Consider the following 12447-nt stretch of genomic DNA (forward strand, 5'->3'; position numbering starts at 1 on the left):
CCGAGTGGCTGCCTTAGGAGCACAGCATGACCAATAAAATCATCCAGCAGCTCGAAGCCGAGCAGATGAGCAAAGAGATTCCTCCGTTCGCCCCGGGCGACACCGTGATCGTTCAGGTCAAGGTGAAGGAAGGCGACCGCCAGCGTCTCCAGGCGTTCGAAGGCGTCGTGATCGGCAAGCGTAACCGCGGCCTGAACAGCGCCTTTACCGTTCGCAAGATTTCCAACGGCGTCGGCGTGGAGCGTACGTTCCAGACCTACAGCCCGCTGGTCGACAGCGTCAGCGTCAAGCGTCGCGGCGACGTGCGCAAGGCCAAGCTGTACTACCTCCGTGATCTGTCCGGCAAGGCCGCACGCATCAAGGAGAAGCTGTCCTGAGGACGGCGCCTCCTGCGTGACAGAAAGCAGCCTACGGGCTGCTTTTTTGTGTCCGCAGAACATGAAAACACCAAGACCAGGCCTGCTGGCCAGCGTGATAACAACCACAACGATTCGCGGCATTGCGGGCGATCACACCAAGAGCGCCGTGGTATGACCCCGAGAGAGCAAGAGATCCAGGCCCGCAGTATTCGGGCCGAAACCCGCGTGACCAAGGCTGTGTTTCCGCCGACGACCAATCACCACAACACCCTTTTCGGTGGCACTGCGCTGGCCTGGATGGACGAGGTGTCCTTCATCACCGCGACGCGCTTCTGCCGGCTGCCGCTGGTGACGGTGTCGAGCGAGCGCATCGATTTCAACCACCCCATTCCTGCCGGCTCGATCGTCGAGCTGATCGGCCGCGTGGTGAAGGTCGGTCGGACCAGCCTCAAGGTGGATGTCGAGGTCTTCGTCGAGAGCATGCATGCCGACGGCCGCGAACGGGCGATCACCGGTGCGTTCAACTTCGTCGCGGTCGATGACGCCCAGCGTCCCATCCCGGTGTTGCCGGACTTCGCCTAGGTATCGGCGGCCTCTGGCTGGATCAGCGCAATGAGCCGCCAGCCGGCGGCGGGCTGAATCTCTTCGTCGGCCGTGATCACATGGATTCGCTTGTCGTCGTCCTGCGCGAACAGGACGGTGGCGGCGTTACCGTGACGGCGGCGGTAGCTGTCCCAGTCGAAGGTTTCCGTGAGGGTGGTGCAATTGATGGCCGCACCGCGCGCCAGATCGTTTTCCAGTTGGGAGTAGGTCAGTGCCGGTTGGCCGAGGGTGCGGCCGCGCCGCTCCTGGCTGGATTGGTGTTTCTCGCCGGAACCGCCCTCCAGTCCGCTGGCGATCGTATAAAGCCCGCTTTTGCCGAATTCTTCGGCGAAGCGCATCGAGGTAAGGCTGTTGAGCTCATCGATCGGCGAAATGGCCAGCAGGTTGCCGATCCCGGCCCGGTCGAGATGAATGTCGGCATGCCGGGAGGTGGGGTTGCCGTAGTAGGTCGCCAGGCCTTCCATGCGTGCGGCCTTGATGTTCGACCAGCTGGAGTCGGCCAGCAGGACCTGGACATCGAACCCCTGGAGTGCTTTGCCGATCTCTCGGGCGATGCGGTTGGCGCCCAGTATCAGAAAGCCCTTGGGCGGCGGCTCGACGACCTTCAGCAGCCGGGCGATGGGCTTCGCGGTCGCGCTTTGAAACACCACGGTGCCAATGATGACGGCGAACGTAAGCGGCACCAGCAGCGTCGCCAGCTCATGCCCGGCTTCGCTCAGGCGAATCGAAAAGACCGCTGAAACCGCGGCCGCGACGATGCCGCGCGGGGCGATCCAGGCAAGCAGGGCCCGCTCTCGCCAAGGCATGGACGTCCCGATCGTCGCGATCAGTACCGCAAGCGGTCGAACGACGAACTGGATGATGGCGAGCAGTATCAGCACGGCCGGTCCGAGGGCGATGAGCTCGCTCAGATCCAGCCGCGCTGCCAGGATGATGAACAGGCCCGACACCAGCAGCATGCTCAGGTCTTCCTTGAAGTGGGCGATGTGCTCGACGTCGATATCGCGGGTGTTGGCCAGCCAGATGCCCATCAGCGTCACCGCGAGCAGTCCCGACTCCGGAGCCAGGAGGTTCGCCCCGATGAAGACGCCCAGCACGACCGCCAGAGTCGCCAGGCTGTGCAGATATTCGGGCAGCCAGCGCCGCTTGAGCAGCTGGCCCATCGTCCAGCCGCCAAGGATGCCCAGAAAACTGCCGGTGAGAATGACCTTGCCGAAGGTGAGAAGGCCCTCCGTCCAGGCGGCGTCGATGTCGCGTGTGACGATGAAGCTGAAGACCACGACCGCCGCGAGCGCACCCATCGGATCGATGATGATGCCTTCCCAGCGCAGCGTGTTGCCGATCGCTGCGCGCGGCCGGACCACGCGTAGCAGCGGCCCGATCACGGTTGGTCCGGTCACCAGCGTCAGGCTGCCGAACAGCAATGCGAGGTCCCACGGAAAGTCCAGCAGCCAGTGTGTGCAGACGGTGATGAGTGCCCAGGTCGTGAGCGTGCCGAATGTCACCAGGCGACGCACCACACTTTCGATGCCGCGCAATTCATGGAAACGCAGGGTCAGGCTGCCTTCGAAAAGGATGACCGCGACCGAAAGCGATACCAGCGGGAACAGCAACTGGCCGAACAGCGCCGTTGGGTCCAGCCAGCCGAGGCCGGGGCCGATGGTGATGCCGACCAGCAGCAGAAAGAGGATCGCCGGCAGGCGCATGCGCCAGGCCAGCCATTGGCTGGCGATCGCCGCCAATCCGATCAGCCCGAGGGATAGCAGAATCTCGTGTTCGTTCATGGATCGCTCGCAGCGGCTGGCCCCGGTCGCGGGCCTGTGAAAGACTCAGACACCCCGCGCACCGAAGCTCTCCGTATGCCCGTCCGCAGTGACCCGCTGATCGAACGTTTCCTCGACCATCTCTGGCTTGAAAAGGGCCTGTCGGACAATACCCGGTCCGCCTATCGCACCGACCTCAGCCTGTTCGCGGACTGGTTGGCCTTGCGGAACCTGTCGCTCGAGGCCGCTGGTCGGGACGCCATCCTCGATCACCTGGCGTGGCGTTTCGATCAGGCCTACACCGCCCGCTCGACCGCCCGGCTGCTTTCCAGCCTGCGGGGGTTCTATCGCTTTCTCGTGCGCGAGCAGGTGAGGGCGAGCGATCCCACCCTGCAAGTCGACCTTCCCCGTATCGGGGCGCCATTGCCCAAGGCGCCGTCCGAAGCCCAGATCGAAGCCCTGCTGGCCGCCCCCGATGTCGACACGCCGCTGGGTTTGCGTGACCGCACCATGCTCGAAGTGCTCTACGCGACCGGCCTGCGGGTCAGTGAGCTGGTCGGCTTGACGCTGGAGCAGATCAGCCTGCGGCAGGGGCTGGTGCGCACGGTCGGCAAGGGCAACAAGGAGCGGCTGGTGCCGCTCGGCCAGGAAGCGGCGTTTTGGCTGGAGCGGTATTACCGCGAAGCGCGGGGCAGCCTGCTTGGCGGTCGGCCGGCTGACGTGGTGTTTCCGTCGCTGCGGGGCGAACAGATGACGCGCCAGACGTTCTGGCATCGCATCAAGCAGCATGCGGCGGTCGCGGGCATCAGCTCGACGCTGTCGCCTCATACCCTGCGTCATGCCTTCGCGACCCACTTGCTCAACCACGGCGCGGACTTGCGCACCGTGCAGATGCTCCTCGGTCACAGCGACCTGTCGACCACCCAGATCTATACCCATGTGGCCAAGGCCAGGCTTCAGGCCCTGCACGCCGAGCACCATCCGAGAGGCTGATCGCAACGCCGATCGGCTGCCGGCAAGCTGCGCATCGCCCGCTCGAGCCCTGTGGTAGGCTGCGCGCATTTCCGCGGCGCCCGAGAGGAGTATCCATGCGCACGTTTCCGTTCTTCCTGGCGGCCGCATTCGGTCTGTCGAGTGCCATCGCCCAGGCTGCCGATCCGGACAGCGATATTCGCCAGACTCTTCGCGCGTTGCAGCCGGACCTGCCGATCGAGACCATCGCCGAGAGCGCCATGCCGGGCCTGTACCAGATCCAGCTCAAGGGTGGGCGCCAGTTGTATGCCAGCGCCGACGGTCAGTTCCTGCTGCAGGGTTATCTGTTCCAGGTCAGGGACGGTCAGGCGGTCAACCTCACCGAGCAGGCCGAAAGCCGCTCGGTTGCCAAGCTGATCGATGAGATTCCCGAGTCGGAGATGGTGGTCTTCCCGGCCAAGGACTCGAAGGCGAAGATCACCGTCTTCACCGACACCGATTGCGGCTACTGCCAGAAACTGCACAGCGAAGTGGCCGAGCTCAATCGCCAGGGCGTGGATGTCCGTTATGTCGCCTTCCCGCGGCAGGGGGTCGGTTCGCATGGCTACCAGACGCTGGTCAGCGTGTGGTGCGCGGAGGACCGGCAAGCCGCGATGAATCAGGCCAAGGCGCGCAAGGAGATTCCCGCCGCCAGCTGCGACAACCCGGTCAGCCAGCAGTATCAGCTTGGCCAGATGATCGGTGTCCAGGGCACGCCCGCCATCGTGCTGGAGAACGGGCAGGTCGTCCCGGGCTATCAGCCGGCACCGCAGCTGGCGCAGATCGCGCTCGAAGCCGCCGCGGCCGCCAAAGCCAACTGAAAGATGGCTCGGCGTCGAGCGGCCGGTCTGGGCCGGCTCGAGGCAGAGCGCATGGCTCATTGACTTGGAACGGGTCGCTTCGTAATGTGCGGCTCTTTTCTGCGCCCGGCTTGCCGGGCGCTTCGCGTGATGGAGGGGCTGCGAGCGTGAAACCGGTGAAAGTGGGGATCTGCGGATTGGGAACCGTCGGCGGCGGTACCTTCAATGTTCTCAAGCGCAACGCCGAAGAGATCGCTCGCCGCGCCGGTCGTGGCATCGACGTCGCACAGATCGCCGCTCGCCGCGCCAATCCCAAGTGCGACACCGGCTCCACCCCGATCACGGCCGATGTGTTCGAGATCGTCAACAACCCCGACATCGATATCGTCGTCGAACTCATCGGGGGCTACACGCTGGCCCGCGAGCTGGTACTCCGAGCCATCGACAACGGCAAGCACGTGGTCACCGCCAACAAGGCGCTGATCGCGGTGCACGGGAACGAAATCTTCGCCCGAGCCCAGGAACGGGGCGTCATCGTCGCGTTCGAGGCTTCGGTGGCTGGCGGCATTCCGGTCATCAAGGCGATTCGCGAAGGGCTCGCCGCCAACGACATCAACTGGCTCGCCGGCATCATCAACGGTACCGGCAACTTCATTCTCAGCGAGATGCGTGAGAAGGGGCGTACCTTTCCCGACGTGCTGGCCGAAGCGCAGGCCCTCGGCTATGCCGAGGCGGACCCGACGTTCGATGTCGAGGGCATCGACGCCGCTCACAAGCTCACCATTCTCGCGTCCATCGCCTTCGGCGTGCCGCTGCAGTTCGACAAGTCCTATACCGAAGGCATCACGCGCCTGACCACCGCCGATGTGAACTACGCCGAAGCGCTCGGCTATCGCATCAAGCATCTCGGCGTGGCGCGCAAGACTGCCGCCGGGATCGAGCTGCGCGTGCATCCGACGTTGATTCCGGCGGACAGGCTGATCGCCAATGTCAACGGCGTGATGAACGCGGTCATGGTCAACGGCGACGCAGTGGGCTCGACCCTGTTCTATGGCGCGGGCGCCGGGATGGAGCCCACCGCATCGGCCGTCGTCGCCGATCTGGTCGACGTGGTGAGGGCATTGACCACCGACCCGAACAACCGCGTGCCGCACCTGGCATTCCAGCCCGATGCGTTGTCCGACCTGCCGATCCTGCCGATCGCCGCGTGCCAGAGCGCCTACTACCTGCGTATCCAGGCCAAGGACCATCCGGGCGTGCTCGCGCAGGTGGCCAGCATCCTGTCGGAGCGCGGCATCAATATTGAATCGATCATGCAGAAGGAAGCCGAGGAGCAGGACGGGCTGGTCCCGATGATCCTCGTCACCCACCGAGTGGTCGAGCAGCGTATCGACGACGCCATCGCCGCGCTCGAAGCGCTGGACGATGTGGTCGGCAACGTCGTCCGTATCCGCGTGGAACAACTGAATTAACCGGAGCCGGAGGCCGGAGGTCGGAAGGCTTCAGGCTTCAGGCTCGAACCGAAGGTTTGAACACATGCGTTATATCAGCACCCGCGGCCAGGCACCGGCCCTGAATTTCGAAGACGTCCTGCTCGCCGGTCTGGCCAGCGACGGCGGCCTCTATGTGCCGGAGAACCTGCCGCGCTTCACGGTGGAAGAGATCGCCTCGTGGGCGGGCCTTCCCTACCACGAGCTGGCCTTCCGGGTGATGCGCCCGTTCGTGGCGGGCAGCATTCCGGACGCCGACTTCAAGAAGATTCTCGAGGAGACCTACGGCGTCTTCGCCCACGCCGCCATCGCACCGCTGCGCCAGCTCGATGCCAACGAATGGGTGCTGGAGCTGTTCCACGGCCCGACGCTCGCGTTCAAGGACTTCGCGCTGCAACTACTCGGCCGGTTGCTCGACTACGTGCTGGCCAAGCGCGGCGAGCGGGTCGTCATCATGGGGGCCACCTCCGGCGACACCGGTTCGGCCGCGATCGAAGGCTGCAAGGCGTGCGAGAACGTCGACATCTTCATCATGCACCCGCACAACCGGGTGTCCGAGGTGCAGCGTCGCCAGATGACCACCATTCTCGGCGACAACATCCATAACATCGCCATCGAAGGCAATTTCGACGATTGTCAGGAAATGGTGAAGGCGAGCTTTGCCGATCAGGGCTTCCTCAAAGGCACGCGCCTGGTGGCGGTCAATTCGATCAACTGGGCGCGGATCATGGCCCAGATCGTCTACTACTTCCATGCCGGGCTACAGCTGGGCGCCCCGGCCCGCTCGATCGCATTCTCGGTGCCGACCGGCAATTTCGGCGACATCTTCGCCGGCTACCTGGCGCGCAACATGGGATTGCCGGTGAGCCAGCTGATCGTCGCGACCAACCGCAACGACATCCTGCATCGCTTCATGTCCGGCAACCGCTACGACAAGGACACGCTGCACCCGTCGCTGTCGCCGTCGATGGACATCATGGTGTCATCCAACTTCGAGCGGCTGCTGTTCGACCTGCATGGGCGCAACGGCAAGGCCGTGGCTGATCTGCTGGATGGCTTCCGCGCCAGCGGCACGCTGTCGGTGGACGAGGATCGCTGGACCGAGGCGCGCAAGCTCTTCGATTCGTTGGCCGTGGACGACGAGCAGACCTGCGCGACCATCGCCCAGGTATTCGAGAAAACCGGCGAGGTGCTCGATCCGCATACCGCCATCGGCGTACAGGCTGCCCGCCAATGCCGCCGCAGCCTGAGCACCCCGATGGTGACGCTTGGCACGGCACACCCGGTGAAATTCCCGGATGCGGTGAAGAAGGCTGGAATCGGCCAGGCGCTGGCATTGCCGGCGCATCTGTCCGATCTGTTCGAGCGCAGCGAGCGTTGCACGGTATTGCCGAACGAGCTCAAAGCGGTGCAGGCCTTCGTCGGCCAGCACGGCAACCGCGGCAAGCCGCTCTAAGCGGCGGTCACATGAAAAAGGCCAGTCATGCGACTGGCCTTTTTCGTTTGGAGACAAGTCCCGGTTCGAGCAAGCGTGCCTCGACGAAGGGAAGAGGCGCCGAACACGCTTGCCTGGGAAGGGATCAGGCGTCGAATTCGTCCCAGCCGCCCATCTCCCGCCACCGATTGACGATGCCGCAGAACAGCTCGGCGGTCTTTTCGGTGTCATAGCGCGCCGAATGCGCTTCGCGTCCGTCGAACTCGATCCCGGCGGCCTGGCAGGCCTTGGCCAGGACGGTCTGGCCATAGGCAAGGCCGGCCAGCGTGGCCGTATCGAAGCTGGAGAAGGGGTGGAATGGGTTGCGCTTGAGCTGGCAGCGTGCAATGGCAGCGTTGAGGAAGCCCAGGTCGAAGCTGCTGTTGTGCCCGACCAGGATCGCGCGCTTGCAGCCGCTGGACTTCACCGCCTTGCGCACGTTGCGGAAGATTTCGCCTAGCGCATGCGATTCGGCGACCGCCATGCGCAAGGGGTGATCGAGCTTGATGCCGGTGAATTCGAGCGCGGCCGCTTCGATGTTGGCGCCGGCGAAGGGTTCGATGCGGAAGAACTGAGGCTCCTCGGGATAGAGAAGGCCTTGCTCGTCCATCGCGATGGTGACGGCTGCGATTTCGAGCAGCGCATCGGTCGCGCAGTTGAAGCCGCCACACTCGACATCCACGACCACCGGCAGGTAGCCGCGAAAGCGCCGTGCCATCGGATGGCGCGTATCGCCGGGTAGCGCACCGTCCAGTTCGTCGTCATACAGCTCTTCGCTCATGCCGATGCCTCCAGCCGCCACCGCAGCGTCTCGCCGGCCCGCAGCGGCACGAGCGCGTGGGCGCCGAACGGAAGTTGCGCAGGTACCGTCCAGTCCTCGCGAACCAGCGTCACGGTGCCGGTATTGCGCGGCAAGCCATAGAAGTCCGGGCCGAAGTGGCTGGCGAAAGCTTCGAGCCGGTCCAGCGCGTTACGCGTTTCGAAGGCTTCCGCATAGAGCTCGAGTGCGGCGAAGGCGGTGTAGCAGCCGGCGCAGCCGCAGGCGCTTTCCTTGGCGTGCTGGGCGTGCGGGGCCGAGTCGGTGCCCAGGAAGAACTTGGAGTTGCCGCTGGTGGCCGCGTCCAGGAGCGCCTCCTGGTGAACGTTGCGCTTCAGGATTGGTAGGCAATAGAAGTGCGGACGAATGCCGCCAACCAGCATGTGGTTGCGGTTGAACAGCAGATGATGGGCAGTGATGGTCGCGCCGACGTTCGGCCCCGCACCCAGCACGAACTGCACCGCATCGCGGGTGGTGATGTGTTCGAAGACCACCTTCAGCGTGGGGAAGCGTTCGACGATACGACTCAGGTGTTCATCGATGAAATGCTGCTCCCGATCGAAGACATCGATCTCCGGCCGGGTCACCTCGCCGTGGACAAGCAGCGGCATGCCGACTTCGGCCATGGTCTCGAGGACAGGGAAGACGTTGTCGATGCGCGTCACTCCCGAACCGGAGTTGGTCGTCGCGCCGGCCGGATAGAGCTTCACGGCATGCACGAAGCCGGATCGGGCCGCGGTGCGAATATCGTCCGGTTGGGTGTTGTCGGTCAGGTAGAGCACCATCAGCGGCTCGAACGGCGTACCGGCGGGGCAGGCGGCCAGAATCCGATCGCGGTAGGCCGAGGCTTCCTCGGCGTTGCGCACCGGGGGAACGAGGTTCGGCATGACGATCACCCGGGCGAACTGGCGGGCGGCGTCGGCGACGGTGTGTTGAAGCGTCGCGCCGTCGCGCAGGTGGATATGCCAGTCATCGGGGCGCAACAGGGTCAGTCGTTCGGTCATGGGGCACCAGGCGCTAAAACGTGCGCGAATGCTACCGGAAAACCCGGAGCGACGGCACGCCGCATGGCCGTCCGATCCGGAACGGGCCCCAGGCGCGCTTAAGTTTCCGCGCGCCGCACCGATACCCAAGACAACTGAACCGAACCGGAGCACGTCCGTGCGCCTGCGCTATTGCCTCTTTCTCGGCCTGCTGACCGCCGGCCAGGCCTCCGCCATCACCTTCCAGACACGGCTGGAGCAGGTGGAGTGGCGGGTCGAGGGCGACCAGTTCGAGTGCCGGCTGAGCCAGGCGATCGCCGGTTTCGGTGTCGGTGAGTTCGTTCGGCGGGCCGGCGAGCAGGCGACCTTTCGCCTGAAGTCTTCCGAGCGCTGGTTCGACAACGGGTCGGCGAGGCTGCTGGCTGCCGCTGCGCCCTGGCAGCCCAGTCGAGGCGACTGGAGTCTCGGGCAGGTTGCCGTCGGGGCGGGCGAAACGCCGTTCAACAGTACCCAATTGCAGGCCGGACGGCTGCTGACCGGCCTGCTGGAGGGGCGCGGTCCGTTGGTGCGCCATCGCACCCGGCAGGGCGGCGATCCGCTCGAAGTACGGTTGTCGCCGGCCCGTTTCGGCAAGGCTTACGATGATTACCTGGCGTGCACCGCCAAGCTGCTGCCCGTCAACTACGACCAGATCCGCCAGAGCCAGATCGGCTTCCCGAGCGAAGCGATCGAACTGGATGACCTGGCTCGCGCCAAGCTCGACATCATCCTCGACTACGTCAAGGCCGATCCGTCGATCAATCGCTTCCAGCTCGATGGTCACTCGGACAACAGTGGCAATCGCCTGACCAACCGGGAACTCTCGCGCAACCGCGCCCTGGCGGTGCAGGCCTACTTGGTCAGTCGCGGTATCGCACCCGAGCAGATCACGCTGCGCTTCCATGGCGAGCGGTACCCGCTGGTACCCAATTCCAGCAAGGCCAACCGGGCGACGAACCGGCGCGTGACGTTGCGCCTGGATAGGGCACCACCGCAGGCCGAGGCCGCCCAGGCGAGCGCCACCGTCAGCGACGCGTCCTGACGCGCACCCATGCGAGGCCGTGCAGCCACCTGCCGTGCCGGTCGCTGGCTCCCGCGCCCCTGTGAAAGCCGCGCCGCGACCAGTAGAATCGCGGTTTTCGCAACCCCCGTGGAGTGATGGTAATGGCCGATGTCAAGAAGGTGGTCCTGGCTTATTCCGGTGGCCTGGATACCTCGGTGATTCTCAAGTGGTTACAGGACACCTATAACTGCGAGGTGGTCACTTTCACCGCCGACCTCGGACAGGGCGAAGAAGTGGAACCGGCCCGTGCGAAGGCCCAGGCGATGGGTGTCAAGGAAATCTACATTGACGACCTGCGCGAAGAGTTTGTCCGTGACTTTGTCTACCCCATGTTTCGCGCCAACACTGTCTACGAAGGCGAATACCTGCTCGGCACCTCCATCGCCCGGCCGCTGATCGCCAAGCGCCTGATCGAGATCGCCAACGAGACAGGGGCCGATGCCATCTCCCACGGGGCTACCGGCAAGGGCAACGACCAGGTGCGCTTCGAGCTGGGCGCGTACGCCCTCAAGCCGGGCGTGAAGGTCATCGCCCCCTGGCGCGAGTGGGACCTGCTGTCTCGCGAGAAGCTGATGGACTACGCCGAGAAGCACGCCATCCCGATCGAGCGCCACGGCAAGAAGAAATCGCCCTACTCCATGGACGCCAACCTGCTGCACATTTCCTATGAAGGCGGCGTGCTGGAAGACACCTGGACCGAGCACGAAGAAGACATGTGGCGCTGGACCAAGTCGCCGGAAGCCGCGCCTGACACCCCCACCTACATCGAGCTGACCTACCGCGCCGGTGACATCGTCGCCATCGACGGCAAGGCGCTGAGCCCTGCCCAGGTGCTGGCCGAGCTGAACCGCATCGGCGGCGAGAATGGCATCGGTCGCCTCGACATCGTCGAGAACCGCTACGTCGGCATGAAGTCCCGCGGCTGCTACGAGACGCCCGGCGGCACCATCATGCTCAAGGCCCACCGTGCGATCGAATCCATCACCCTCGACCGTGAAGTGGCGCACCTGAAGGACGAGCTGATGCCCAGGTACGCCAGCCTAATCTACACCGGCTACTGGTGGAGCCCCGAGCGCCTGATGCTGCAGCAGATGATCGATGCGTCCCAGCAGAATGTGAACGGTGTGGTTCGCCTGAAGCTCTACAAGGGCAACGTCATCGTGGTCGGCCGCAAGTCGGACGATTCGCTGTTCGACCTGAACATCGCGACCTTCGAGGAAGACGGCGGCGCCTACGACCAGGCCGATGCGGGCGGCTTCATCAAGCTAAACGCGCTGCGCATGCGCATCGCCGCGAACAAGGGTCGCAAGCTTTTTTAAGCGCAAAGCCCGAAGCGAACGCCACCAAGCCCCGGTCAAAAGCCGGGGTTTGTCATTCAGTTCATGAGGAGAGAACGATGCGACTGCTGCATACCATGCTGCGCGTAGGCGATATGGACCGCTCCATCGCCTTCTATACCGAGGTGCTGGGCATGGCCCTGCTGCGCCGCAAGGATTACCCGGAGGGCAAGTTCACGCTGGCCTTCGTCGGCTACGGCGACGAGGCGCACAACAGCGTCCTGGAACTGACCCACAACTGGGGCGTGGACAGCTATGAGCTGGGCACCGGCTATGGCCACATCGCCCTGGAGGTCGAGGACGTCTACAAGGCCTGCGAGGACATTCGTTCGCGCGGCGGCAAGATCACGCGTGAGCCCGGCCCCATGAAGCATGGCACCAGCATCCTGGCGTTCATCGAAGATCCGGACGGTTACAAGGTCGAGCTGCTGTCGCCGAAACGGGCCGACTAGAAACGAAAAAGCCCCTACCAAGGGGCTTTTTCATCAGAGGTCGAAATCGTAGTCGTTGAGCTGCTTCTGCAAGCGCCGCTCTTCGAGCAGGTTGTCGATGATCCGGCGCTTGGTGAGGTTGGTCTTGGCGACTTCCACCGGCGCCTCGGGTGCCGCGCCGTCGTCTTCGTCCGCTACGAAATCGTCTTCGATTTCAATCTCTTCTTTCTCGGCCACTCGGGGTTACTCCAGCTACGCAGGGCACTGATGGCGCACC

At 64.4% G+C, this 12447-nt stretch carries 13 protein-coding genes; 9 read left to right on the forward strand and 4 right to left on the reverse strand.

Annotation, left to right across the window (positions count from 1 at the left end):
• Positions 1–26: 26 nt before the first annotated feature.
• Both rplS and D7325_RS02080 read left to right on the forward strand, forming a co-directional pair.
• Positions 27–377, forward strand: coding sequence for a 50S ribosomal protein L19 (gene rplS, locus D7325_RS02075; protein ID WP_120993580.1), 351 nt, complete (start codon positions 27–29; stop codon positions 375–377).
• A 153-nt stretch (positions 378–530) separates the two neighbouring features.
• Complete coding sequence (locus D7325_RS02080; protein ID WP_120993582.1) at positions 531–941, forward strand: acyl-CoA thioesterase; 411 nt, start codon at positions 531–533, stop codon at positions 939–941.
• Here the strand turns inward: D7325_RS02080 and D7325_RS02085 are convergent.
• Complete coding sequence (locus tag D7325_RS02085) at positions 938–2746, reverse strand: cation:proton antiporter (RefSeq protein ID WP_120993584.1); 1809 nt, start codon at positions 2744–2746, stop codon at positions 938–940. The two genes, D7325_RS02080 and D7325_RS02085, sit on opposite strands and share 4 nt — an antisense overlap.
• A gap of 75 nt (positions 2747–2821) precedes the next feature.
• Here D7325_RS02085 and xerD point away from each other — a divergent pair, with 75 nt between their 5' ends.
• The 4 genes from xerD to thrC all read left to right on the forward strand — a co-directional run bounded on the left by xerD (position 2822) and on the right by thrC (position 7482).
• Complete coding sequence (gene xerD, locus D7325_RS02090; RefSeq protein ID WP_120993586.1) at positions 2822–3718, forward strand: site-specific tyrosine recombinase XerD; 897 nt, start codon at positions 2822–2824, stop codon at positions 3716–3718.
• Positions 3719–3813: 95 nt separating this feature from the next.
• Positions 3814–4557: a thioredoxin fold domain-containing protein gene (locus D7325_RS02095; protein WP_120993589.1), complete on the forward strand. Its 744-nt coding sequence runs from the start codon at positions 3814–3816 to the stop codon at positions 4555–4557.
• Positions 4558–4703: 146 nt separating this feature from the next.
• Entirely contained in the window at positions 4704–6008 is a 1305-nt protein-coding gene (locus D7325_RS02100) for a homoserine dehydrogenase (RefSeq protein WP_120993592.1), read from the forward strand.
• A gap of 64 nt (positions 6009–6072) precedes the next feature.
• Positions 6073–7482, forward strand: coding sequence for a threonine synthase (gene thrC / locus D7325_RS02105; RefSeq protein ID WP_120993594.1), 1410 nt, complete (start codon positions 6073–6075; stop codon positions 7480–7482).
• Between the two features lie 124 nt (positions 7483–7606).
• Here thrC and rnt read toward each other — a convergent pair whose 3' ends face one another.
• On the reverse strand, positions 7607–8281 hold the full coding sequence (gene rnt, locus D7325_RS02110) for a ribonuclease T (RefSeq protein ID WP_120993596.1): 675 nt from the start codon (positions 8279–8281) through the stop codon (positions 7607–7609).
• Positions 8278–9321: a dihydroorotase gene (gene pyrC, locus D7325_RS02115; RefSeq protein WP_120993598.1), complete on the reverse strand. Its 1044-nt coding sequence runs from the start codon at positions 9319–9321 to the stop codon at positions 8278–8280. The genes rnt and pyrC overlap by 4 nt, the downstream gene beginning before the upstream one ends.
• A gap of 157 nt (positions 9322–9478) precedes the next feature.
• Between pyrC and D7325_RS02120 the strand changes: the two genes are divergently transcribed.
• The 3 genes from D7325_RS02120 (at position 9479) to gloA (ending at position 12191) form a co-directional block, all read left to right on the forward strand.
• The gene (locus tag D7325_RS02120) at positions 9479–10381 is read left to right on the forward strand and encodes a flagellar protein MotY (protein WP_245961989.1); all 903 of its coding nucleotides are present in this window, start codon (positions 9479–9481) and stop codon (positions 10379–10381) included.
• Positions 10382–10503: 122 nt separating this feature from the next.
• On the forward strand, positions 10504–11721 hold the full coding sequence (locus D7325_RS02125; protein ID WP_120993602.1) for an argininosuccinate synthase: 1218 nt from the start codon (positions 10504–10506) through the stop codon (positions 11719–11721).
• A 77-nt stretch (positions 11722–11798) separates the two neighbouring features.
• Entirely contained in the window at positions 11799–12191 is a 393-nt protein-coding gene (gene gloA, locus D7325_RS02130; protein WP_120993604.1) for a lactoylglutathione lyase, read from the forward strand.
• A gap of 33 nt (positions 12192–12224) precedes the next feature.
• Here gloA and D7325_RS02135 read toward each other — a convergent pair whose 3' ends face one another.
• Positions 12225–12407 (reverse strand): PA3496 family putative envelope integrity protein, encoded by a 183-nt coding sequence (locus D7325_RS02135; RefSeq protein WP_120993606.1) that lies wholly within the window; start codon positions 12405–12407, stop codon positions 12225–12227.
• Positions 12408–12447 lie beyond the last annotated feature (40 nt).

The organism is Stutzerimonas urumqiensis (genome assembly GCF_003640395.1).
GTDB lineage: Bacteria > Pseudomonadota > Gammaproteobacteria > Pseudomonadales > Pseudomonadaceae > Stutzerimonas > Stutzerimonas urumqiensis.

Excerpts from the sequence above, each read along its gene's own strand:
- rplS (WP_120993580.1), top strand. The coding sequence starts at position 27 with ATGACCAATAAAATCATCCAGCAGCTCGAAGCCGAGCAGATGAGCAAA.
- D7325_RS02080 (WP_120993582.1), top strand. The coding sequence starts at position 531 with ATGACCCCGAGAGAGCAAGAGATCCAGGCCCGCAGTATTCGGGCCGAA.
- D7325_RS02085 (WP_120993584.1), bottom strand. The coding sequence starts at position 2,746 with ATGAACGAACACGAGATTCTGCTATCCCTCGGGCTGATCGGATTGGCG.
- xerD (WP_120993586.1), top strand. The coding sequence starts at position 2,822 with ATGCCCGTCCGCAGTGACCCGCTGATCGAACGTTTCCTCGACCATCTC.
- D7325_RS02095 (WP_120993589.1), top strand. The coding sequence starts at position 3,814 with ATGCGCACGTTTCCGTTCTTCCTGGCGGCCGCATTCGGTCTGTCGAGT.
- thrC (WP_120993594.1), top strand. The coding sequence starts at position 6,073 with ATGCGTTATATCAGCACCCGCGGCCAGGCACCGGCCCTGAATTTCGAA.
- rnt (WP_120993596.1), bottom strand. The coding sequence starts at position 8,281 with ATGAGCGAAGAGCTGTATGACGACGAACTGGACGGTGCGCTACCCGGC.
- pyrC (WP_120993598.1), bottom strand. The coding sequence starts at position 9,321 with ATGACCGAACGACTGACCCTGTTGCGCCCCGATGACTGGCATATCCAC.
- D7325_RS02125 (WP_120993602.1), top strand. The coding sequence starts at position 10,504 with ATGGCCGATGTCAAGAAGGTGGTCCTGGCTTATTCCGGTGGCCTGGAT.
- gloA (WP_120993604.1), top strand. The coding sequence starts at position 11,799 with ATGCGACTGCTGCATACCATGCTGCGCGTAGGCGATATGGACCGCTCC.